Origin of the sequence: Pseudoalteromonas arctica (genome assembly GCF_012927645.1) — a bacterium.
Lineage (GTDB): Bacteria > Pseudomonadota > Gammaproteobacteria > Enterobacterales > Alteromonadaceae > Pseudoalteromonas > Pseudoalteromonas arctica_A.
Map to the genome: position 1 here is coordinate 14,594 of NZ_JABBMT010000022.1, position 22,418 is coordinate 37,011.

Consider the following 22,418-nt stretch of genomic DNA (forward strand, 5'->3'; position numbering starts at 1 on the left):
ACCCCGTAAAAATTTAGCTTTATCCAACCAAGCCGCGACTATCGTGGCTTTTTTGCGTTTAGTTTTATCGATTGAATATGTTATTCTAGCAAAAAATTGAACAAGGATAATTCAATGCTTAGTCATTTATCCCGTCGCGTATTTCGTACTAACCACCTACAAATAGGTGAAGGTAATATTAGCGGTTATATCGGCTGCTTTTTAGCGATGCTGTCTTGTTTAGGCGTGCTCGCTTTTCATTTCCCAGAGTATCTTACCACGCCCGAATTAAGGCAAAACTACAGTGTCGAATTTTTACGTCAGCTGATGTTCGGTGCGCTTATCATGGCTGGAAGCTTGGGTTTGCTTAACTTTGTGCGTAATAAAAATAAACGTTTAGGGGCAACTGCGTGGTTTTTTATTGTGCTGGCTATTGCCTTTGGTGGCCCTAATGTTGAGGTCAATGATTTTGCCGATAATACACCTTATATTGGCCTAGATTGGTTTATATTAGATTTGTTAGGCTCGACCTTAATCTTTATTCTGATTGAAAAGCTGTTGCCGCACCGTAAAACACAAAAAATATTGCGCAGTGAATGGCGAGGCGATTTAAATCACTTTTTTGTGAATCACCTTATTATTGGCTTTGTATTATTGGTGACGAATCACTTTGTGCATTATGGCTTTGGTTGGGCTGTGTCGAGTACAATACAGGGCTATATCAATCAATTGCCATTTATTTTACAAGTCGTGTTAATTATTTTAGTGGCTGATTTAATGCAGTATTTTGTGCACCGGGCTTATCACGAAGTGCCTTTTTTATGGCGTTTTCATGGCATACACCACAGTGCAAAAGAAATGGATTGGTTAGCAGGCTCTCGCCAACATATTTTAGAAATATTGGTGACTCGCAGCCTAGTGCTAACACCTATTTTTGTATTAGGTTTTTCACAGCAAGTGATTAGCTTATATGTGATCATCGTTGGATTTCAGGCGGTGTTTAATCATGCCAATGTACAGGTTAAATTCGGTTGGTTAAAGTATGTATTAGTGACACCGCAGTTTCATCATTGGCATCATTCATCTGATAAAGCAGCCATTGATCGTAACTATGCTGCGCATTTCTCATTTTTAGATTACCTATTTGGAACCGCTGTTAAGGGCCAAAAAGAATGGCCCGAAGCCTATGGCGTAGTAGGGGATTACGTACCAACAGGTATGTTAAAGCAGCAGCTATTTCCGTTTAAAAAGCAAAAGTAGCCAATTTTTGTTCTCTTTTGTGATAAATCACGACCTAAAGGTCGTGATTTAAAATATCAAATGAAGGGCGTTGCGTCATATCGGCATTTATACACTGTCGCGAAAGTGTTATTAACGGTGTTTTATCGCTTATGTCATCAGTGCATACATTTAATAAATCATCAATTAAGCAGCCAATCGCTCTGACTTCAATACGCTGCATTTGTTGGCGCTGATAGTCGGTCAGAGAGTCTAAGTTAGTTGCTGCGCCAAAGTCACCAAACAATACTGTGTATTCATCGTTTATCATGGTGTTATGCGCATATACATCGCCATGACTTACGTTATTGATATGTAAGTGGGTAAGGGTGCTGACCATTTGCTTAGCAATGTGTTTAATGGCGTGAGCAGTAAACTGTGTATGCTCAAAAAAGGTATCGCGGGTGCAAGTATCAAGTGACGGCGGTAAGCCGAGGTTTTGATAGTCCTTGCTGATAAGCTCCATAACCAGACCAAGTTGCTCTGGGTTATCGATATAGGCGAGAACGTTTATTAGGTTTTTATGTTCGCCCGCTTGCAAGCAACAGTTTACTTCATCAAGTGGATAGCCATCACTGGTGATCGCGCCTTTAAACAGTTTTAACGCCACATTATTGTGCTGCCACTGTGCTAAGTGAATAATCCCAGACGCACCTTCACCAATTTTTTCAACAAGTGAAAACTCGTTTAGTTGTACGGCTGCTAATTGAACTTGTTGTAAACTTTGTGCTTTATTAAAGTCATTGCCTGCAAAAGCCAGCCAACTGAGTTTTGGTAATTCAAACAGCCAATCATTAACATCAGTTAAGTTATTCGCAGATAAACGCACGAGTTCAAGCGCTTGGCACTGCTGCATGCTGTGTGGCAAAGTCGTTAGCCGATTGCCAGCGAGGGCAAGCTTACGCAGTTGCGTAAGTTCACCAAAAGAGTCTGGCAATTGTTCAATATGGTTGTCAGTTAAAATTAACCATTGAGTCGAAAGCGGCAAACTATGCTCGGCAAATTCACTGATTTTATTGCCTTTAAATGCAATCATAATAAGGGAGGGACATTTTGCCAATACAGCAGGAATATGCTGGAACTGATTGAATGATAAAAACACCCGCTTTAATTTAGTTAAACTAGCAAATTCGTCGGGCAAATCAGATAAGTTATTATTTGATAAGTCGAGTACTTCAAGGGTATCTGCAAGGGTAAAAATTTCGTCTGGGAATGTTTCTAGCTGTTCGACTAATTGTAAGCGTTTTGCGCCAATTAACTGACCACTGCGAAGCTGTTCTAAGGTGTTCAAAATACAATTCCGTTTATTAACTATGTTTTAAAAATCAAAAAGGCCAAACATAGTTGGCCTCTTTTTAAGTTATAACGATTCTAATTAAAATTGAGCGTTGTGGTACACGTTTTGTACGTCGTCACAATCTTCAAGCATGGCTAAAAAGCGTTCCATTACTTCTACGTCTTCGCCTGCAATGGGTGCTTCAACTTGTGGCACAAATGAGATCAAATCTTCATCAAACTCAGTAACGCCCATTTCTTCAAGTGCGGTTCGGGTGTTGTTGTACTCAGTATGCGGAGCAAAAACAGTGACTTTACCGGCTTCAACTTCTACGTCTGTGACATCAACGTCAGCCATCATGAGTGCTTCAAGCACGGCTTCGTCATCATCGCCATCAAATACAAAAATAGCTAAATGATCAAATAAATGAGATACCGAGTTTTGTGCACCAATTTTAGCGTTTGCTTTAGTAAAACAGACACGTACATCAGCAAAGGTACGTTTGTTGTTGTCAGTTAAGCAATCAACAATGATCATGCAGTTACCTGGGCCATAGCCTTCGTAACGAGTTGCTGAGTAGTCTTCACCGCCGCCGCCTTTGGCTTTATCAATTGCGCGGTCAATTACGTGTGCTGGCACTTGATCTTTTTTAGCGCGTTCAATTAAACGACGTAGCGATAAGTTGCCATCAGGATCAATACCACCATTTTTTGCGCAAATATAAATTTCTTTACCGTACTTTGAGTAAACTTTAGTTTTAGCACCCGCAGTCTTAGCCATTGAATCTTTTTTGTTTTGGTAAGCTCTTCCCATCTGCGTTTCGCCTTAAATATTTTTAAATGTATAAATTTTATAGTGATGTATTCTATACCCAACTCGCTTAATTATCGACTGTGATTTCTGGCCGGAAGTAGTTTTATTTGCGGTTTTTTTGTTAAATAGCAAATTAGCTATTGAAATAGGGCAATTACTCCCCATTTATAAGAGCAGCTTACTATTTAGATAATAAAATGATCCGTTTTCGCTTAGTCCTTACTGTATTACTGCTGTTTACTGCACTTTTTAGTGTGCAGGCTAATGCTGTGAGCAACGCTAAGGCTAATGTGAGCCAGCCGAGCGCTATTTTTCAATCGGTGATGTTAGCTGATTTGAGTGCTTTAGAGGTGAAGGTATTTGATACTTCAGTATCAGATATCACTCCTTTTACCAAGAAGGTACCAATTGCGGCGGCTGATCAACAAACTGAAGGCGCGGGGTTTGAGTCTTTACAACTACGCTTTGCAGTGAGTAATTCATCACTATTTCTGTATCAAAACCAAGTTGAGCCAAGTTATGTGGCAATATTTGAGTTTTTTGTACCTAGCCTTGCGCGGCAACTTTACTTACAACCCCTCGAACCGCCAATAACATTACCTTGGTTTGTAGCCTACGAAAGTAAAAAATCACGGATTAGTGGTTGGAAAGACGCCAACTTACAATACCGTGCAGTGCTTACTTATTACAGTTAATTCTTCCTACTAATTTTTCGGTGTTTTAGTCACTCAACTAAAGCAAATAAATTACTGCGCCGATGTGGCGTGAAACCGATGTTTGCATTGGTTTAAAGGAAGAAATATGTTAAAAAATTCATCAAAAAAACCGCGGCTATTGCGTTTTAAAATCAGCTATATGGCGATGTTTTTGGCGCTGGTATTATTAGCGATCAGTGCCTTACCAAATTTATATCCAGCAAAATCGTGGCTGCATCTGAGTACAACGCAGAGCCAGTCACATTCACAGCAATTACTAGCGAATACTCCTTCGCAACAATCTGTTATTGATTTTTTAAATCAACACGGGTTTTTGGTTGAGCAATCAATTCAAGTGGCGCAAAATAGCCTTTCATTAAATGTGTTACTACAAGAGCCAACCAAAAGTGCCGCAGCGCAACAAGCGTTAAAAAGTGAATTTACGCAGTTGCATGCAAAAATAGTTACACATCAAACCAGTCCCGGTTGGTTACAAAGCTTAGGATTAGCACCTATAAAATTAGGTCTTGATCTCAATGGTGGGGTGTTATTTGTATTAGATGTTGATTTAGTGAAAGCGCAACAAGAGCAACTTGATAGTGCGTATGAACAAACTAAAACAATTATTCGGGATCAAAAAGCCAGAGGTATTCGCGTACAAAAAAATACCCATGGTTTTGAATTACACGCATTACCAGCTGCTAAAAGTGATTTAGCTGTAGTACAGGCGAACGTGTTAAAGCGTTTTGAGCGTTTAATCGCAACTGCGCATTCACAGGGTAATTTAACAACCGTGGCATTTAGTTTTAGTGAACAAGGTAGTGATATGTTTGATAAAGAAGTAATGAGTCAAACCTTAACTACTTTAAGAGGACGTATTGAAGAGTTAGGTATTACTGAAGCAGTTACCCAGCGCCAAGGTAAACAACGGATCCGTATTGAGTTACCCGGTGTACAAGATCCAAGTGAAGCAAAGCGCATTATAGGTGCAACAGCGTCGCTTGATTTTTATCAGCTTAAAGAAATTGGTGGAAAAACCTTTACTCTGCAAAATGGTGGCTCGATCACTTTAGACCCAATTGCTATTTTTTCAGGACAACACATCAATAATGCTCATGCCGGGCGCGATGAATGGGGCAAGTCGCTAGTGCAACTTAGCCTTGATAGCCAAGGTGGCGAGGCGATGTCGGCATTTTCAAAACGTAATATCGGTAAACCAATGGCAACGGTGTATTCTGAATATTATAAAAATGCCCAAGGTGAAGTAGTTAAAAAAAGTGAAGTGATTAATGTTGCCAATATAGCTCAACATTTGAGTAGCCAATTTAGTATTACTAATATGCAAAGCCCACAAGCGGCGCAGGATTTAGCATTGCTATTACGTGCAGGTTCATTAACTGCGCCGGTGACAATCGTACAAGAACAAACCATTGGGCCAAGCTTGGGCGCAGATAATATACATAATGGGCTCGCGGCCTTAATGTTGGGAATGGGTATTACATTAGCCTTTATGGCGCTGTGGTATCGCCGTTTAGGGCTGGTGGCAAATATTGCCTTATTATTGAATTTAACAGCTTTAGTAGGATTAATGTCACTGCTGCCTGGCGTGGTGTTAACTTTACCAGGCATAGCCGGGCTGGTACTGACAATCGGTATGGCTGTTGATACTAATGTTATTATTTTTGAGCGGATCAAAGAAGAGCGCCGTAAAGGCCGAGCGCCATATCAAGCGATAGAGCAGGGCTACCAACAAGCATTTGCGACAATTTTTGATGCTAATATTACGACCATGATCACGGCAATTATTTTGTATGGTATTGGCTATGGGCCAATCAAAGGCTTTGCAATTACGCTGGGGTTAGGGCTAATAACTAGCGTATTTACCGGGGTGTATGTCTCCAAGGCGTTGAGTCAGACTTTGTATTTAAAATTGGCAAACAAGCGAGGAGCTAGTGCATGAGTAATTTAAGTGAAAAAATGAGCACCACAACCCGCTTACGTTTATCGGGGTTGGTTTTATCTATCCTACTAGTGCTGCTTTCTGTAATCGGGGTTGCTACAAAAGGACTCAATTTCGGCCTTGATTTTACTGGCGGTTATTTAACTGAATTTACCACTGCAGTGCCGATTAGTGAGGCAGAGCTGGCGAAAAAAATTAGTTATTATCACCTTGATGACTTTACTTTAAGCGCTCAATCTAGCCAGCACTTTCAGTTAAGAGAGGCAGAGCAAGCCAGTACGTCGGCTTGGTTAGCAACACTTACGCAAGATGAGACACTGGGTGCAGAAGTGTTGTCATCTTCTTACTTAGGCTCACAAGTTGGCGATGAATTATTTGAACAAGGCTGTTTAGCATTATTTGCGGCAATGGTTGCCGTGATGATTTATTTAGCGCTACGGTTTGAGTGGCGCTTAGCGTTGGGAGCGGTTGTTGCTTTAATGCATGACGTGGTGGTGGTAGTTGGTTTATTTGCATGGTTACAGCTTGATTTTAACTTAACCGTGTTAGCGAGTTTACTGGCAATCATTGGTTATTCATTAAATGATTCAATTATTGTTGGGGATCGGGTACGCGAGCTGCTGCGCTTAGATATCACAACACAACAAACTAGCGTGAATACGGTGATCAATGAATCAATTAAGAGCACTTTGACCCGTACTTTGATCACCTCAGGCACTACACTTGCTACAGTGGCGAGTGTATGGTTACTGGCTGGTGCGCCGTTACAGGGGTTTTCTATCGCACTATTTGTAGGAATTGTTGTGGGAACATTATCGTCAATTTGTATTGCCGCAACGTTACCGCAGCTACTTGGTTTAAGACATGAAAACTATCAAGTTAAGATTGATGAGCAAAGCCAAGCGTTAATGGATATGCCATAATTCACTTTGTTTTGTAGTAAAATAAAATGCCGCGATTAACGCGGCATTTTATTAATTATACGTTGGCAATGATCAACTTAAATTAATTGTCACAACGTCAGCTGTTTCATCATCGTTAAACACAGGTTGTTTTGGGATGTCTGGCTTATCAAGCGCAATATCGCCGCCATCAATTACTTCACCGGTTTTTAAGTTGGTGAAATCAAATAACTCATTATCTGCTAGATGCGAAGGCACAACATTTTGCATTGCAGTAAAAATACTTTCAATACGACCAGGGTGCTCAATATCCCACTGTGCAAGCATTGCTTTGGTATGTTTGCGTTGCAGGTTTTCTTGTGAACCACACAGATTACATGGAATGATAGGGTAGGCTTGAGCAATAGCATATTGTTCAATATCTGTTTCTTTACAGTAGGCTAATGGACGAATTACCATGTGCTCGCCGTTATCGCTCATTAATTTAGCTGGCATGCTTTTCAGTTTGCCACCATAAAACATATTTAAGAATAAGGTTTCGATCATATCGTCGCGATGATGGCCTAAGGCTATTTTAGTAGCCTGCATTTCATTTGCAGTACGGTATAAAATGCCGCGACGTAAGCGTGAACACAGCGAACAGGTTGTTTTACCCTCAGGAATAATATCGGTCACTATACTATAGGTGTCTTCTTCAACAATTTTATATTCGATATTCTGTGTGTCTAAATATGCTGGTAACACATGCTCAGGAAAACCAGGTTGCTTTTGGTCAAGGTTAACCACAAATAAATCAAATTTGATAGGGGCAACACGCTGCAAATGTTGCAGCATGTCGAGTAGGGTATAACTGTCTTTGCCGCCAGAGAGGCACACCATGATACGGTCGCCCTCTTCAATCATGTTGAAGTCCATCACCGCTTGACCGGTTTGACGACGTAAGCGTTTTTGTAACTTAGATAAGCTATGTTGAGCTTTGGCTTGAACAGAATGCGACATTACGCCCCCTTTAGAACGATGGGTAAAATAAAGGGGCGTATTATATGCCTAAAGTTTCAATCAACAAAATTTATTTAATCTTTTGCCAGCGGGCTCACATAGCCATCGGGTTTTAAGGCTAATACGTCACAATCAAGGCTGTCAATGACATGCTCTGCGGTGTTACCTACTAAGGCTGCGCTTAATCCAGTGCGGCCAACCGTACCAATCACCACTAATTCACTATTAAGGCGCTTTGCGACATCAGGGATCACGTCCTCTGGTAAACCTTCTTCTATGACACAGTTTTGCTGGGCGATTTTATGACTAACGGCTAACTCATGGGTCGATTCTATATGGTGTTTTTTTACGGACTCATTATAAATACTGGGGTTAAACTCCGGGATTTCAATCGCAATATTAACCGGTGTAGCAGGGTAGGCGTTAACGATACTGAGGCTTGCGTTAGCCAGTTCACATAAAAACTGCGCATCTTGAATAATACAATGGTTTAAATCAAGGTGCTGTTGATTTTCACTTACGGCGTTGACAGCAGCTAAAATATTGCCCTGCGAAGGCCAAGCGTGTTCTTTTACCAATAATACGGGGGCTGGGCATTTACGAATTAAATGCCAATCGGTTGGAGTAAAAATAACTGACTTAAGTGTATCGTGCTGGTGAGTCCCTTTTACAACCAGATCAAACTGTTGGTCAATAACTGTATTAATGATCGCTTCATAAGTGCGATTATGCCAAACCACTTGGCTTTTAATCTCGACGTCTGGATAAAGTTGCAAAATTTCATCCAGCCATAATTGACGGTCTTTAACGACGGCATTGCGCATTGCTTCACGCTCGTCGCCAGAAAGCATGGTCGTCATTTCATAGGAAAAATCATAAATGCTCATAAAAGCGGTGATGCTGGCACCGGATTTTTTGGCTAATTCAATAGAGCGAGATAAACCATGCTGAGACTCAGCGGTTGGATCAATAATGGCGAGTATTTGTTTGATAGTGTTCATAAGCTGTTCCTTTAACTACTGTATAGTTAGAGTGTAACGTATAACGTGAGTAGTTAAAGTAACAGCTAACAACTTGTTGCACTAGATCAAATTTATTTTGGGTGGATTGCTGCAGCTGCTGATAACCCATCACTATCTAGAATAGTGATAAATTTACCTTCCACTTTGATTAAAGCTGCTTTTTGAAAACGACTCAGTAAACGACTAATAGTTTCAACGGTTAAACCAAGGTAATTACCGATTTCACCCCGGGTCATGGTAAAGCGAAACTCTTTACGTGAAAACCCGCGTTCACCAAAGCGATTTGACAAGTTGTAGATAAAGCTGGCTAAGCGTTCTTCGGCTGATTTTTTATTCAGTGATAAAAACATTTCTTGGTCATAGTTAATTTCACTGCTCATCAGGCGCATCATCTGCTGGCGTAGTTTAGGTAATTTACCGGCTAGATCATCGAGTGTTGTAAATGGGATTTCGCATACCATTGAGGTTTCGAGCGCTTGAGAAAAGCTTTGGTGTGCCATTTTATTTATTGCATCAAAGCCGATTAAATCTCCTGCTAGGTGAAAGCCAGTGATTTGCTCGTCACCTTGCTCAGAAAGGGTGTAAGATTTAAACGAACCAGAACGAACAGCAAAAATAGCGTTCAGTGGCGCTCCTGATTCAAAAAGAAAATCACCTTTATGTAATGGTTTTTTACGCTCAATGATTTCATCAAGCTTATCCATCTCTTGCCCATTGAGGGTAAAAGGTAAACACAATTGACTAATACTGCAGTCATTGCAGCTGATGGTGCAATTATTTTTAGCTTTGTTTTGATATAAATCCATTAGTTCAGTCCAGTAAATGTTGTCACATTAATTCGTTAAGATTAATGCAGCAGCTTGTCAGTTGCAATGATAAGTAAATAAATTCCATACCAAATAAGTACACTGCCCAGTGCTATTCGTGCCCATGGGTGATTTAATACTTTATGCAATACTTGTGCGCCCATGCCGATACTTAGCATAGCAGGAAAAGTACCAAGGGCGAAAAATAGCATCACTAGAGCGCCATCAAGGGCAGTGTTGCTGGTCATTGCCCAGGTTAACGCCGAATAAACTAAACCACACGGTAACCAACCCCATAATGCGCCATAAGCCATGGCTTTAGGTAATGAGTTGATTGGCATTATAAAACGGTTTAGTTTTACCAAGTGCTGCCATATCAGCGTTTTACCGAATGATTCTAGCCATTGTAAAGTTACACCTAAGCGCATGATGTATAAGCCAACCAAAATCATAAACAGGCCACTTAAAAACGCTAAAGTTAGCGCGAACCAATGACTTTGCGTGGCAAAATGGCTGCTGATCCCAGCAACGAGTGCCCCTGCGAGCATATAACTGGCGGCACGACCAATGTTATATGCAATGGAGTACTGCAATGGCCTGGTTTTATCTGTGGCTAATTGTAAGGAGCTGGCAATACCACCACACATTGCAATGCAATGTCCGCTGCCAATCAGGCCCATGATAAAGGCGCTGACAAATAAGGGGTCAATCATTGCTTTTATTATGCTGATCTTTATCATCTTCAAACAAAATGCTATGACCTTGTTTATTTAAATCTGAAAATTGTTCACCGCGAACGGCCCAAAAAAACACCCCAATCGCGATCAGTACAAATAAAATTGCAATTGGAATAAGGATATAAATGACACTCATAATTTTAATAACCTTAGTGAGTTACTGATCACAATGATGGAACTGGCAGACATCCCAATCACAGCCATCCAAGGTGCAACTAAGCCTAATGCCGCAAGTGGTAAGATTGAGCTATTATAAAGCAATGATAGCGCTAAATTTTGCTTTATTATTCGACGTGTTTTTTTTGATACTGTTAATAAATGTTCGATAGCAGCTAAATCACTATTGAGTAATACCACATCGGCGGTGTTTTTGGAAATATCAGCACCGGTTTCCATCGCGATAGATAAATGTGCGCTATTAAACACTGGACTGTCGTTGACACCATCACCTACCATAGCAATAATTTCACCTTGGCTTGACCACCGCTTTACTTCGCTTTGTTTATCTTCTGGCAGACAACCTACTTTAAAGCTATCAAGTTTGAGTTTCTTAGCAATTTTTTGCCCTGCATTTGAAGCATCCCCGGTTAGCATGTGACAGCTCAAGCCTTGCTGTTGTAAAGAGGAGATTAAGTTTGCCGCATTACTTTTTATTTCATCTACAAAGTAAAAGTTAGCAACCGGTTGTTGATCAATGTAGAACGTTGCTTGAGCATTACTTTTCTTACTGTTGAACCAACCACTTTTACCAATTGCATAGTTATGATTGTCATCTTTACCAGTGATGCCACAGCCAGGGTGAATTTTAATATTCGTTAAGTTGCGCGGTGCGGGTGTAAATTCATTAAATGCAGTCGCAATAGGGTGCTCGGAGTAACTTTCGAGTTGCGCTGCAAGAGCCAAAACCTGTTTTTTAGATAAAGAATCTGCTAATAAGTCCACAGCATCTAGGCTAAAACGCCCTTGCGTTAACGTGCCTGTTTTATCAAATGCAACACGCGTTAATTGTGGTAGTGTTTCTAGCACATGAGATTGTTTAATGAGTATCCCTTTGCGGGTCAATGTTGCTACAGCGCAGGTTAAGGCGGTTGGAATTGCTAAACTTAGCGCACATGGGCAAGTTGCAACAAGGACCGCAATAGTGATCCAAAAGGCATGTTCAGGGTCAACTTGATACCAACCGATAGCGGTAAGTGAGGCAAATACCAGCAGGCAGGCAACAAACCATTGTGCTACTTTGTCGGTGATCTCCACCAGTTTAGGACGGGTGACAAGCGCCCTGTGCTGCAGTTTAATTATTTGGTTTAAAAGAGTGTTTTGACCAATTTTATTGATGAGGATCTCAATCACACCATCATGATTCACGGTGCCGGCAAAAACTTGATGGTCCATGTACTTATTAACTGGTAAATGTTCACCTGTCATCATTGCTTCATCAACAGTGGTACTGCCTGAGCAAATAATACCATCTGACGGAATGGTTTCACCGGCTTTAATGAGTACGCGATCGCCGAGTTTTAATTTTTTAGCTGCAATAATATGTTCGTGGCCATTTTCATCCAAAGTTCGGGCTGTAAGTGGTAATAACTTTTGTAAATTAGCAGTGAATTCACTGGCTTTAAGTCGAGCCCTAAACTCTAAATATTTACCTAATAATAATAAAAAGGTAAACATACAAATTGATTCAAAATACACTTCGCCCACGGCCATCACGGTGGCATAACTGCTTGCGCCATATGCGCCAAAAATAGCCATGGATACAGGAAGATCCATGTTTAACTGTTTGGCTTTTAAGCCATTAATTGCATTACTTAAAAAGGGCATTGCACTGTATAAAATAACCGGTGAAGCGAGTATTAAGCTGATCCATCGAAAATACTGTTCAAAGCTTTCTTCCATCCCAGAAAACATACCAAAGTACATGGCGAATGCAAACATCATCACTTGCATGGTCATTAAACCAGCGACCCCGAGTCTGCGAATATATGCTTTGGCTATAAGTTGCTTTTGACTTGCTTCAATATCGACTTGAAACGGGTAGGCCTTGTAGCCAATTTCCAATAACGATTTGATGATATTGCTTAATGGTGTCTGATCCTTATGCCATTGGATCATCGCGCGGTTTGTTGATGTATTTACGTCAACGCGTTTGATTGCGGGTATATTTAATAGTTGCTTTTCAATCAACCATGCACACGCGGCGCACGTAATACCCTCAACGGTCAGTAATACTTCGCTCACATCATCCGTTGTGGCGATAAATTCATCTTGAATATCTTCATTATCATAACTTTTGATCCATTCAAGCTGCTCAGGAATAAGCTGCTCAACTTTACCGGCAGTCACTGTTCTGAATTTATAATAATCAGTCATGCCTTGCGCGACAATTGTTTCAGCGACAGTTTGGCAGCCAATGCAACACATTGGTTTTGCGCTACCATCTATAATAACAGTCGTGTTGAAACCAGTTGGTACACTTTCAAGACAATGAAAGCAGTTATTAGACATGATAGCGTGACTACTTATATTCAGGACTGATGGCAATACTTTGCTCATGTGGCAAAGTGATGTTTTCTTTTAACTTCCAGCTACCGTCGGTTGGCTCAATAAATACTGTATAAGCGCCATTAATAAATGGTGCGATAATAGCGGTAAACTCACCATTCGCATTAGGTGTTAAATGAATAGCAAAATCATGATCTTGAATTGTGCGGTGATAGAATGACAGCTTTAATGCATGTATATTACTGCTATCACCTTTATTGAATTTAAAGCTTATCTTGTCGCTATCCACAGTTAATTCACCGTGTAGATATAACGCTTTGGCCTTATTGAACTTACTTAACTCTAAGTTAATCGCTTTACCTTTTTTATAGTAATCATCAACCACCATATCAGGGCCATTGCCGATCGCTGTTATAAACAAAGAAATACAGCCAATGATGGCAACTAGCGGAAAAAATATTAAGAACCAAGGCCAGAAATTTTTATACCAAGGAGTAGGGCTCATAAGTACACTTAATTAGTTTACGATAAGGGCATTTTATAGGATTTAAGTTGAAAAGACTAAAAAAAAGCCTCCAGATGGAGGCTTTTTTGATCTGAATTAATCTATTGAATTAAAACATTAAAATATAAACATTCTATTAACGTTTTAGTTATTTATCTAGCGATAAACTATAAACGTATGCAGTTAATAGATGAATTTTTTCTTCACCTAAAATGTCTTTCCATGCTGGCATTACACCAGCACGGCCATTAATGATGGTTTCTTCAACTGCGCGTTGTGAACCACCATAAAGCCAGATGTTATCCGTTAAGTCAGGAGCGCCAAATGGTAAGTTATGTGCAACAGAACCTTTACCATCTGCACCATGACACGCGGCACACATTGCAAACTTAGTGGCGCCAGCGGTGGCGTCTTTTTGGTTAACTGTACGGCCAGACAAACTTAGTACATGAGCGGTCATTTCTTTAACGCCTTGCTCACCCAGTGCTGCGCCCCAAGGTGGCATTGCAGCTATACGACCATGTAAAATCGTTTCTTTTATTTTATCTGGCGTACCGCCATATAACCAATCTTTGTCAGATAAGTTAGGGAAGCCTTGGGCGCCACGAGCATCAGAGCCATGACACTGTGAACAGTTTTGTGCGAATAAACGCTGACCGATTTCCAGTGCTTTTTCATCAGTAGCAAGCGTTTCGATATTTTGCTTAGCAAAAGCGGCAAAAATTGGGCCAAAGCGTTCATCTGCAGCGCGGTACTCAGCATCAAGCTTCACAAAACGGCCATCAGCATGTGCTTTCTCAACAGCTTGTTTTGATTCAGCTAAAGAGGTAACGCCTTGATTCGAGCTTGTCCACTTACCTAAACCTTCCCAGTTACCTAAGCCTGGGAATGCTGCTAAGTAGTAAACTGACCAAGCAAATGTTGCAAAGAACATGTAAGTCCACCATTTTGGCAGGGGATTATTTAGTTCTTCAATACCATCATATACGTGTCCGCAGCTTTCACCTTCTTTAACGCCAGCATAGTTTTTTAAGTTCCATACTAGTAAACCAAACAAAATGAAAAGACACGATAGGGTTAATACAATAACCCATATACTCCAAAAGCTAGTCATTTCTCAGACTCCTTTTCCTCGTTAGAGATTGTATCGTTGTGTTTTTTCTCATCTTCAAAGATGGCATTAGCGGCGTCTTTAAAACGAGTTTTACTACGCTTGCTATATGCCCACACAACAATGACAATAAATAATACTAAAATTACCAGAGTTAAAATGCCTCTGTATGTTCCGTAATCCATAATAAATTACTTCAAGTGTGTGCCAAGTTGTTGCAAATACGCGATAAGGGCTTGCATTTCTGTCGCACCTTTACCGTCATTCATTGCATCAACTTTAGCAACATCAGCGATTAGTTCTTCGTCACTACCATACCCTAAACCTGGGTGTGCCGGGTTCTGTGGATTGATAGCAAATGTATCACGGAAAATTTTAAGCTTTTTCAGAGTAAGGCTGGTATCAACGCGATCCTCTGCTAACCAAGGAAAGCCGGGCATGTTTGACTCAGGAACCACAGCTCGTGGATCCACTAAGTGTGCATAATGCCAGTCATCCGAGTAGCGTTTACCGACGCGAGCTAGATCAGGACCAGTACGTTTAGAGCCCCATTGAAATGGATGATCCCATACTGACTCACCAGCAACAGAGTAATGACCGTAACGTTCTACTTCATCACGGAAAGGGCGGATCATTTGTGAGTGACAGTTATAACAACCTTCACGTACGTAGATATCACGGCCTTCCATTTCCAGCGCGTTGAGTGGGCGTAACCCATCTACTGGCTTTGTTGTATCATCTTGGAACATCAGTGGAGTGATCTCTACTAGTGCGCCGAAGCTAATAGCAAAAACAGTCAAGATAGCCATTAGGCCGATATTTTTTTCGACTATTTCATGTTTGTTTTGTGAATTTTTATTGCTCATCATCCCACTCCGTTATGCTAACTGTGCTTGCGCGTCTAATTTCAACGAATCGTTTTTCGCTGTAATCGTACGGTAAACGTTATAAGCCATAACTAGCATGCCTACGACGATGAACACACCGCCTAAGAAGCGCATAACATAGAAAGGATGTGATGCTTGTAGTGACTGAACAAAACTGTACATTAATGTACCGTCAGCATTTACTGCGCGCCACATTAGACCTTGCATAACACCCGAAATCCACATTGCGACAATGTAAAGTACAACGCCAACAGTGTGTAACCAAAAGTGTGTATTAACTAGTTTAATGTTGTACATACGTCCTTGTGAGAATAACGCAGGGATCAGATGGTAGATAGCACCAATTGAAATCATCGCAACCCAACCTAACGCACCAGAGTGAACGTGACCAACAGTCCAATCAGTGTAATGAGATAACGCATTTACTGATTTAATAGCCATCATTGGGCCTTCAAAGGTCGACATACCATAGAAAGACAACGATACAACTAAAAAACGTAGTACTGGATCAGTACGTAGTTTATGCCATGCACCGGATAATGTCATGATACCGTTGATCATACCACCCCAAGATGGGACAAATAAGATGATAGACATCACCATACCTAAACTTTGCGTCCAATCAGGAAGTGCAGTGTAGTGTAAGTGGTGAGGGCCAGCCCAAATGTATAGCGATACCAATGCCCAAAAGTGAACAACTGATAAACGGTAAGAATAAACTGGACGACCAGCTTGTTTAGGCACGAAATAATACATCATACCCAAGAAACCAGCGGTTAATAGGAAACCTACAGCGTTATGACCGTACCACCACTGAACCATCGCATCTACCGCACCTGCGTAGATTGAATATGATTTAGTTAATGATACAGGAACGGCCATACTATTAACAATATGCAATACTGCTACGGTAATGATAAAGCCAGCATAGAACCAGTTAGCTACATAAATGTGCGATACTTTACGCTTAGCTATGGTGCCCATGAATACAACGGCATAGGTAACCCATACCACAGCAATTAAGATATCGATTGGCCATTCAAGCTCTGCATATTCTTTAGAGCTGGTAATACCTAATGGAAGAGTGATAACGGCAAGTACGATAATTAACTGCCAACCCCAAAAGGTAAAAGCCGCTAATTTATCTGAGAGGAGGCGCGTTTGACAAGTACGTTGCACGACGTAATATGATGTCGCGAATAGTGCACTTGTACCAAATGCGAAAATAACTGCGTTCGTGTGTAACGGACGTAGTCGAGAGTATGTTAACCATGGTGTATCAAAGTTAAGTGCTGGCCAAGCTAATTGGGCAGCAATCAGTACCCCAATACTCATGCCAACGATGCCCCAAATCACTGTCATAATAGCGAATTGGCGTACAACCTTATAGTTGTACTCAGTTTGTGATGCTACTGTTTGGCTCATTTTCTGGCTTCCGCTGCAATAAATGCGTTTAGAAATGAATTACCCACTTTATAAAGTGGGGCCTACTATTACTCTCAAGTATGTTATCAAAAAACCCTCAATGTCTTGACCGCTTCAGAAAACAAACTCGAGAAACCCTTATTTTTGCGAGGAAATGATAAAATTTTTGGCCTAAAAAAGATAGGTCAATTGCATAAAATTATGACATCAATCAATTTTTCACATGCAGTTGGTTGTTTTTTGACACACTTTTGTACATTTGCGTAATAATTTTGCTCAGTGGTTGTATTTTAACGGTACGCTGATTAGTATCGGCCTTTAATTTATCTAAGGAATACTATGCCAATTAAGCTTTTAGTTGTGTTTTTAAGTACATTGAATATGTTAATGGCATGTGACCCACAACCACTAAGTATAGAAGAGCAAACCCAAGGTGCAAGTTGTCGGCCAAACCAGTTATGCGAGTATGATAATCAGGTGAAAATTTGGTTAACTGAGCAACAAATAACACCAGAGACGCCTTTTGAAATACATTTATCGTTACCAAGCACATTGTTAGTTCACAGTGCTAAGCTTGAAGGTATCACTATGTATATGGGATATATACCGGTGATGTTTGAGCCGCGTGATGATATTTTAGTGGCACAAAGTATGGTTGGCATTTGTTCCGAGCGCAATATGACCTGGAAGTTGACACTCGAAGTTAAAAATCAACAAGGCCAGATTAAGCATGTATATTATTACTTTGATGCGACTTATTGATATCTGTTTAATCCATATTAAATCTGAGTGTTAGTTAAGAGGCTTATAATCCAAGCTCAGGTTCTTTAGTTACGACATCCTTTATCGATTATACTACCTACCCACACTCCATTTTTGCCACCTTTTATTAGCTCGCTTTATTATATTTTCAGTTAAATTTATAGAGTGCGCATAAAACCACCTTATTTTGACATTAAGCTGCCATGAACAAAGCTCAACAGCATTATATTGCTATTAAAAAAGTTGCATAGAGCTTAAATACGCAAAATTATTGCATAACTATAGTTAGCAGTTGTTGGTCAGTTTTGCAGTTTTAATAAAATGATGTGATTAACTTGTGAAATTTTCTAATATGAGTATTTTAACACTTTAATTGCATATGATTACAAAGTCCATTAGTTTGATTTCAGACGTATTTAAATTGTTTTTATATATCATTAACACCTTGAATTTAAACGGTATTAATTAATTAACAAGGAAGCATCCGTTAACCTTTTTACCTATATTGGTTAACATAATAAGGTGCGGTATAATTCTAGTTCAACCATTCAGTTTTTGTTCAGTTAAACCCGCCTAAGTTGCCCTCGCTGACTCGTGATTCTAATAATAACGAGCGCTACCTGAGCAAGGTATTTTTCCAACAAGTAGGGTTTAAAATGAAAAAATCAATTCTTAGTTTAGCTGTTTTTGCTGCTATTCCAATGCTATCAAGCACTCAAGTTTTTGCTGCGGACGAAGCCGCAGAGTCAATTGAAAAAATCCAAGTAACGGGTTCTCGTATCAAACGTACAGACATGGAAACGTCAAGCCCAGTTACTTTAATTGGTGCAGATGAAATTCAGGCGATGGGTGCAACTAGCATCGATAGCGTATTACAAAAAATGACAGCTGCCAGTGGTGCAATGACTAACCCAGCAGTAAATAATGGTTCAGGTGGTAATGCACGCGTTGATCTGCGTGGTCTAGGTGCACAACGTACTTTAGTGTTAGTAAATGGTCGTCGTATGATCAACTCTGGTACTGGTGCAGCATCTACGGTTGACTTAAATACCATCCCAGTTTCAATGATCAAACAAGTGGAAGTACTAAAAGATGGTGCTTCAGCGGTTTACGGTACTGATGCAGTGGCTGGCGTTGTAAATATCATCTTAAAAGATGACTTTGAAGGGCTAGATATGAACCTTAATGGTGCGATCACAGGTGAAGGCGATGCCGATGAAACTTCATTTGATATCACTATGGGTTCAAGTTTTGACCGTGGTAACGTAGTTATTGGTATTCAATACACTGACCGTGGCGAGGCGTCTCAAGCAGATCGTGATTTCTCTTCATGTCCGCTTGCAGAAGATTTTGAAAATGGCAGCACCTTTTGTTCAGGTTCAACATACAGCCCTAATGGCAGAGTCTGGGGCGAGACGGCTGACTTACAAGGCCAAGCTGATGGTGGATGGCATGACTTTGTTGCTGAAAATGACGCATATAACTTTGCTCCAGATAGTTACTTATATACACCGATGCGCCGTTTGAACTTAACGGGTATTGGTCATTTTGAATTAACTGATGATACACGTTTATTTTCTGAGTTTACCTATTCAAAGCGTTGGTCTAATCAACAAATGGCACCTCAGCCAGTATGGTTTGATTTTACCTATGATCAGGAAACTATGGGGGATTCATTAATCTCTCATGGTGTTGCTGATGGTGAAGCTATCTCATATGGTCGTCGTATGTCGGATATTGGCCCTCGCGGTTATGAGCAAGTAGTTGATACTGTTAGAACTGTTGTAGGCCTTGAAGGTGACTTAGATAATGGTTTTGGCTGGGACACTTCAGTTGTTTTCGGTCGTAATGATGCTGTTGACCGTGCTACAAACTTGTTAAATATGGGGTCAATCCAAGATGCAATTGGTAAAGGGACATTCAATCCACTAGATCAAGCTCATTGGACTGCTGATAATTTAGCGCAATATAACTACACCGAAAATAACTCTGGTGGTAGTCAGTTAGTTGTTGTGTCTGCTGGTCTTAATGGCGAGGTTATGGAACTTCCTGCAGGTTATGTGGGGTTTGCGGCGGGCGTTGAGCATCGCGAAGAAAAAGCTTGGTATGTGCCAGACTCTTTAACTGCACAAGGTCTTGCTAATGATCCGCGTGTTGAACCAACAGGTGGTCGTTTTGACGTTAATGAAGCTTACCTTGAATTAGCTATTCCACTAGTTGCGGATACTTCATTTGCAGATAATATTGATTTAAGTGCCGCTATACGTGCATTTGATTACAGCACTTTTGGTTCTGATGAAACGTGGAAACTAGGTTTAACTTGGCGTGTAAACGATGAGTTAATGCTTCGTGCAGTTCGTTCAACAGCATTTCGTGCACCAACTGTAAACGAGCTATACCAAGGGAAATCACCATCATTTGAAAATGTGAACTTCCCTGGTGCTCAAGATCAAGCTGAAGTAACTGTTGGTGGTAATGACCAATTAACACCAGAACTTGCTGATACAGTAACAGCAGGCTTTGTATATGCACCATCATGGTTTGACGGTTTCTCAATGACTGTTGATTACTACGATATTCAAATTGAGAACTCTATCTCAAATGTAAATAATCAGTATATTGTTGATAGTTGTCTTGATTCTGCTACTGGTGATTATACTAATACTGATAGTACATTATGTCAGTCTGCAAATATTAAATTTAACCAAAGTACAGGTCGCATTAGCTTTAACAACCAATTACAAAATATTGGTTCTGAGCAAACTAAAGGTTATGACCTTAATTTAACATATGTATTTGATGCCGCAGGCCTTGCATGGCGTACGGGTCTTGATGTAACAATCCTTGATGAATATATTGTTGATACGGGCACTAGTACAATTGATTATACTGGCATTATTACTTCTGGTATTGGTAGTTATGCAGATGTGAAGTCTAACTTTACATTAAATGTAGCGGGTGATGACTGGGATGCACGTTACCAAGCACGCTATATCAGTGGTTTAGATAGCTATTCTTGTCTAGCGGAAGATAGCAAATGTTTAGTTCCAGACGTTGGTACTGTTATATATCACGATGTGAGTGGCTCATACGTGATAAACGATACTGTATCAGTATCTGCTGGTGTAAATAACTTATTTGACAAGCAAGCCCCTTATTTTACAGGTAATAATGATTCAAACACTGACCCGTACACATACGATGTACTAGGTCGTCGTTTCTTCGCTGGTGTGAATATTAAATTCTAATCAGTAAGTAACTTTGGAGCTATCTAAGGCCTAGTTTTTACTGGGCCTTTTTTATTGAACAAATGAAAGTGTGGCAGTAAACTAGAGGTATCTTTTTTATTTATTAGGAGAGCTGATTGTTAAAACAGGATGAAAATTTATCCTTTATTATTGAACCTGAATTGAGCCCACGCTCTGAACAGCGCATTGATATGTATTTTTCTATACCGAATGAAATGGGCATCAATCCGCAAACGTTAACAGAAGAGTCGTATTTTAATAACCACTTCAAATCGTATTTAGCGTATAACGCCAATAATATCCATTTACCTTTAGTTCGCAGTCGCTTTGTTAGTAAAAATAAAGGTGAACAACAAGACTATCGGCAAAACCTCAATTTGTATTGTTACCAAGTCCGGCTAGCGATTGATACTGATATCAAAGATACATTAAAGATTGAAGAAGTTGATGAGTTTTATCAACGTGCTATTGAATTATGTGAACAAAGTCAAAGTTTACTTCGAAAGCTAAGACGTTATACTCCTGATGATGAAAAATTAATTTCGTTTTATACCAATGCTGATAATTATTTAAGTTGGCATATTGAGCAGTCGTTTTTAAAATTACTTGCCGAAGGGGCTCGTAGCAGTGATCACGCGAAACAGCGTAATGAGCTGATGAATTTTTGTAAAGCCGAGCAAGCGTATCGACATGAGCTGCAATATAACTCGGAATCAACCCTTGAGGATGCCAACCGGATCACCAATAAGATGCGACTATTACAACGTTTGATTGAGCATGGTGTGGTGTTAAACCGTAATACTCGTTACCTTAATAGTTATTTAAAACGATTGGTGAAAGGAACTGTTACTGCGATTATAATGGCGCTTGTTATGCTTGTGGTACTGAATGCGCGGATCTCATTTACTGAAGTGACAGCAACATTAGTGATCATTTTGGGCGCTATTTATGGTATGCGGGAAATTTTTAAAGAAGATATAACTCGTATTATTTGGCGAGCAATCGTGAAAGGACGCCCTAAATGGCGGTTTCAATTTCGAAATAGTGTTACCAAAGATAAAATAGCTACACAATACATCTGGCTTGAATATACCCGATTTAAACATATTCCAGATAACGTACGAAAGATATTTTCAAAACGACGTCAACAAAATAAACAAGCAGCGCAATGGCTGCACTTTGCCAGTGAAATACGGGTTAATGCAAAAGAGTTTTTACCTGGTTATGATAGCTTACAACAGACCTTACAGTTTAGTTTAGCGGCGTTTGCGCGGAACTTAAAAAAAGGTGAAGGAAAAATTTATCACCTTGATAATAATAAAATATCTAAACAAAGTGTGGAGCGTCGTTATCAGCTAAATGTTGTGCTTTCATATCAGAATGGCGAAGAGATAAAGTATCAGCGTTATAAGATAACTTTAAATAGAAGTAAAATTGTTAGTATTGAACTTATTTATAATGAAATGGAATAGATATTATAGTCGATTTTCGTAGCCTATCAGGTATTA

20 protein-coding genes are annotated in these 22,418 nt (G+C 40.0%); 7 read left to right on the forward strand and 13 right to left on the reverse strand.

Annotated features, from left to right (window positions below; genetic code table 11):
• Nucleotides 1-114 precede the first annotated feature (114 nt).
• Nucleotides 115-1,239, forward strand: coding sequence for a sterol desaturase family protein (locus HHO47_RS13325; protein WP_169020734.1), 1,125 nt, complete (start codon nucleotides 115-117; stop codon nucleotides 1,237-1,239).
• Between the two features lie 34 nt (nucleotides 1,240-1,273).
• Here HHO47_RS13325 and HHO47_RS13330 read toward each other — a convergent pair whose 3' ends face one another.
• Nucleotides 1,274-2,548 carry a leucine-rich repeat-containing protein kinase family protein gene (locus HHO47_RS13330; RefSeq protein ID WP_169020735.1) on the reverse strand — a complete coding sequence of 425 codons (1,275 nt, stop codon included), beginning with the start codon at nucleotides 2,546-2,548 and terminating at the stop codon, nucleotides 1,274-1,276.
• Between the two features lie 84 nt (nucleotides 2,549-2,632).
• Nucleotides 2,633-3,346, reverse strand: a complete 714-nt coding sequence (locus tag HHO47_RS13335) for a YebC/PmpR family DNA-binding transcriptional regulator (RefSeq protein ID WP_145233481.1) — start codon at nucleotides 3,344-3,346, stop codon at nucleotides 2,633-2,635.
• A gap of 197 nt (nucleotides 3,347-3,543) precedes the next feature.
• Between HHO47_RS13335 and HHO47_RS13340 the strand changes: the two genes are divergently transcribed.
• The 3 genes from HHO47_RS13340 (at nucleotide 3,544) to secF (ending at nucleotide 6,924) form a co-directional block, all read left to right on the forward strand.
• Complete coding sequence (locus HHO47_RS13340) at nucleotides 3,544-4,041, forward strand: hypothetical protein (protein WP_169020736.1); 498 nt, start codon at nucleotides 3,544-3,546, stop codon at nucleotides 4,039-4,041.
• A gap of 106 nt (nucleotides 4,042-4,147) precedes the next feature.
• Nucleotides 4,148-6,001: a protein translocase subunit SecD gene (gene secD, locus HHO47_RS13345; RefSeq protein ID WP_169020737.1), complete on the forward strand. Its 1,854-nt coding sequence runs from the start codon at nucleotides 4,148-4,150 to the stop codon at nucleotides 5,999-6,001.
• Complete coding sequence (secF, locus tag HHO47_RS13350) at nucleotides 5,998-6,924, forward strand: protein translocase subunit SecF (protein WP_169020738.1); 927 nt, start codon at nucleotides 5,998-6,000, stop codon at nucleotides 6,922-6,924. The genes secD and secF overlap by 4 nt, the downstream gene beginning before the upstream one ends.
• A gap of 72 nt (nucleotides 6,925-6,996) precedes the next feature.
• On the opposite strand, the gene ttcA is transcribed toward secF, so the two are convergent.
• From ttcA to ccoN, 11 genes are all read right to left on the reverse strand, one after another.
• Nucleotides 6,997-7,902 (reverse strand): tRNA 2-thiocytidine(32) synthetase TtcA, encoded by a 906-nt coding sequence (gene ttcA, locus HHO47_RS13355; RefSeq protein ID WP_169020739.1) that lies wholly within the window; start codon nucleotides 7,900-7,902, stop codon nucleotides 6,997-6,999.
• Nucleotides 7,903-7,976: 74 nt separating this feature from the next.
• Entirely contained in the window at nucleotides 7,977-8,903 is a 927-nt protein-coding gene (gene uspE, locus HHO47_RS13360) for a universal stress protein UspE (RefSeq protein WP_169020740.1), read from the reverse strand.
• A gap of 92 nt (nucleotides 8,904-8,995) precedes the next feature.
• On the reverse strand, nucleotides 8,996-9,730 hold the full coding sequence (locus tag HHO47_RS13365) for an FNR family transcription factor (RefSeq protein WP_169020741.1): 735 nt from the start codon (nucleotides 9,728-9,730) through the stop codon (nucleotides 8,996-8,998).
• A 41-nt stretch (nucleotides 9,731-9,771) separates the two neighbouring features.
• Nucleotides 9,772-10,443 (reverse strand): sulfite exporter TauE/SafE family protein, encoded by a 672-nt coding sequence (locus HHO47_RS13370; RefSeq protein ID WP_169020742.1) that lies wholly within the window; start codon nucleotides 10,441-10,443, stop codon nucleotides 9,772-9,774.
• On the reverse strand, nucleotides 10,436-10,603 hold the full coding sequence (gene ccoS, locus HHO47_RS13375; protein ID WP_169020743.1) for a cbb3-type cytochrome oxidase assembly protein CcoS: 168 nt from the start codon (nucleotides 10,601-10,603) through the stop codon (nucleotides 10,436-10,438). Before ccoS ends, HHO47_RS13370 begins: the two co-directional genes overlap by 8 nt.
• Complete coding sequence (locus HHO47_RS13380) at nucleotides 10,600-12,975, reverse strand: heavy metal translocating P-type ATPase (RefSeq protein WP_169020744.1); 2,376 nt, start codon at nucleotides 12,973-12,975, stop codon at nucleotides 10,600-10,602. The genes ccoS and HHO47_RS13380 overlap by 4 nt, the downstream gene beginning before the upstream one ends.
• Before the next feature lie 10 nt (nucleotides 12,976-12,985).
• Nucleotides 12,986-13,477: a FixH family protein gene (locus tag HHO47_RS13385; protein ID WP_169020745.1), complete on the reverse strand. Its 492-nt coding sequence runs from the start codon at nucleotides 13,475-13,477 to the stop codon at nucleotides 12,986-12,988.
• A gap of 148 nt (nucleotides 13,478-13,625) precedes the next feature.
• A complete protein-coding gene (gene ccoP, locus HHO47_RS13390) occupies nucleotides 13,626-14,591 on the reverse strand; it encodes a cytochrome-c oxidase, cbb3-type subunit III (protein WP_169020746.1) in 966 nt (321 codons plus the stop codon).
• On the reverse strand, nucleotides 14,588-14,773 hold the full coding sequence (locus tag HHO47_RS13395) for a cbb3-type cytochrome oxidase subunit 3 (protein ID WP_169020747.1): 186 nt from the start codon (nucleotides 14,771-14,773) through the stop codon (nucleotides 14,588-14,590). The genes ccoP and HHO47_RS13395 overlap by 4 nt, the downstream gene beginning before the upstream one ends.
• Nucleotides 14,774-14,779: 6 nt before the next feature.
• Nucleotides 14,780-15,454, reverse strand: a complete 675-nt coding sequence (gene ccoO, locus HHO47_RS13400; protein WP_169020767.1) for a cytochrome-c oxidase, cbb3-type subunit II — start codon at nucleotides 15,452-15,454, stop codon at nucleotides 14,780-14,782.
• 12 nt (nucleotides 15,455-15,466) lie between these two features.
• Nucleotides 15,467-16,900, reverse strand: coding sequence for a cytochrome-c oxidase, cbb3-type subunit I (gene ccoN / locus HHO47_RS13405; protein ID WP_169020748.1), 1,434 nt, complete (start codon nucleotides 16,898-16,900; stop codon nucleotides 15,467-15,469).
• Between the two features lie 339 nt (nucleotides 16,901-17,239).
• Between ccoN and HHO47_RS13410 the strand changes: the two genes are divergently transcribed.
• The 3 genes from HHO47_RS13410 to HHO47_RS13420 all read left to right on the forward strand — a co-directional run bounded on the left by HHO47_RS13410 (nucleotide 17,240) and on the right by HHO47_RS13420 (nucleotide 22,382).
• Nucleotides 17,240-17,662, forward strand: a complete 423-nt coding sequence (locus HHO47_RS13410) for a hypothetical protein (protein ID WP_169020749.1) — start codon at nucleotides 17,240-17,242, stop codon at nucleotides 17,660-17,662.
• 656 nt (nucleotides 17,663-18,318) lie between these two features.
• Nucleotides 18,319-20,910 carry a TonB-dependent receptor plug domain-containing protein gene (locus HHO47_RS13415; protein ID WP_169020750.1) on the forward strand — a complete coding sequence of 864 codons (2,592 nt, stop codon included), beginning with the start codon at nucleotides 18,319-18,321 and terminating at the stop codon, nucleotides 20,908-20,910.
• Between the two features lie 116 nt (nucleotides 20,911-21,026).
• Nucleotides 21,027-22,382 carry a hypothetical protein gene (locus tag HHO47_RS13420; RefSeq protein WP_169020751.1) on the forward strand — a complete coding sequence of 452 codons (1,356 nt, stop codon included), beginning with the start codon at nucleotides 21,027-21,029 and terminating at the stop codon, nucleotides 22,380-22,382.
• Nucleotides 22,383-22,418 lie beyond the last annotated feature (36 nt).

Bases quoted from the DNA above. Each gene is read 5' to 3' on its own strand.
- ccoO (WP_169020767.1), bottom strand. From the start codon at position 15,454: ATGAGCAATAAAAATTCACAAAACAAACATGAAATAGTCGAAAAAAAT.
- secF (WP_169020738.1), top strand. From the start codon at position 5,998: ATGAGTAATTTAAGTGAAAAAATGAGCACCACAACCCGCTTACGTTTA.
- HHO47_RS13380 (WP_169020744.1), bottom strand. From the start codon at position 12,975: ATGTCTAATAACTGCTTTCATTGTCTTGAAAGTGTACCAACTGGTTTC.
- HHO47_RS13335 (WP_145233481.1), bottom strand. From the start codon at position 3,346: ATGGGAAGAGCTTACCAAAACAAAAAAGATTCAATGGCTAAGACTGCG.
- HHO47_RS13340 (WP_169020736.1), top strand. From the start codon at position 3,544: ATGATCCGTTTTCGCTTAGTCCTTACTGTATTACTGCTGTTTACTGCA.
- secD (WP_169020737.1), top strand. From the start codon at position 4,148: ATGTTAAAAAATTCATCAAAAAAACCGCGGCTATTGCGTTTTAAAATC.
- HHO47_RS13370 (WP_169020742.1), bottom strand. From the start codon at position 10,443: ATGATTGACCCCTTATTTGTCAGCGCCTTTATCATGGGCCTGATTGGC.
- ccoP (WP_169020746.1), bottom strand. From the start codon at position 14,591: ATGACTAGCTTTTGGAGTATATGGGTTATTGTATTAACCCTATCGTGT.
- HHO47_RS13325 (WP_169020734.1), top strand. From the start codon at position 115: ATGCTTAGTCATTTATCCCGTCGCGTATTTCGTACTAACCACCTACAA.
- ttcA (WP_169020739.1), bottom strand. From the start codon at position 7,902: ATGTCGCATTCTGTTCAAGCCAAAGCTCAACATAGCTTATCTAAGTTA.
- ccoN (WP_169020748.1), bottom strand. From the start codon at position 16,900: ATGAGCCAAACAGTAGCATCACAAACTGAGTACAACTATAAGGTTGTA.
- ccoS (WP_169020743.1), bottom strand. From the start codon at position 10,603: ATGAGTGTCATTTATATCCTTATTCCAATTGCAATTTTATTTGTACTG.
- HHO47_RS13385 (WP_169020745.1), bottom strand. From the start codon at position 13,477: ATGAGCCCTACTCCTTGGTATAAAAATTTCTGGCCTTGGTTCTTAATA.
- uspE (WP_169020740.1), bottom strand. From the start codon at position 8,903: ATGAACACTATCAAACAAATACTCGCCATTATTGATCCAACCGCTGAG.
- HHO47_RS13395 (WP_169020747.1), bottom strand. From the start codon at position 14,773: ATGGATTACGGAACATACAGAGGCATTTTAACTCTGGTAATTTTAGTA.
- HHO47_RS13365 (WP_169020741.1), bottom strand. From the start codon at position 9,730: ATGGATTTATATCAAAACAAAGCTAAAAATAATTGCACCATCAGCTGC.
- HHO47_RS13410 (WP_169020749.1), top strand. From the start codon at position 17,240: ATGCCAATTAAGCTTTTAGTTGTGTTTTTAAGTACATTGAATATGTTA.
- HHO47_RS13415 (WP_169020750.1), top strand. From the start codon at position 18,319: ATGAAAAAATCAATTCTTAGTTTAGCTGTTTTTGCTGCTATTCCAATG.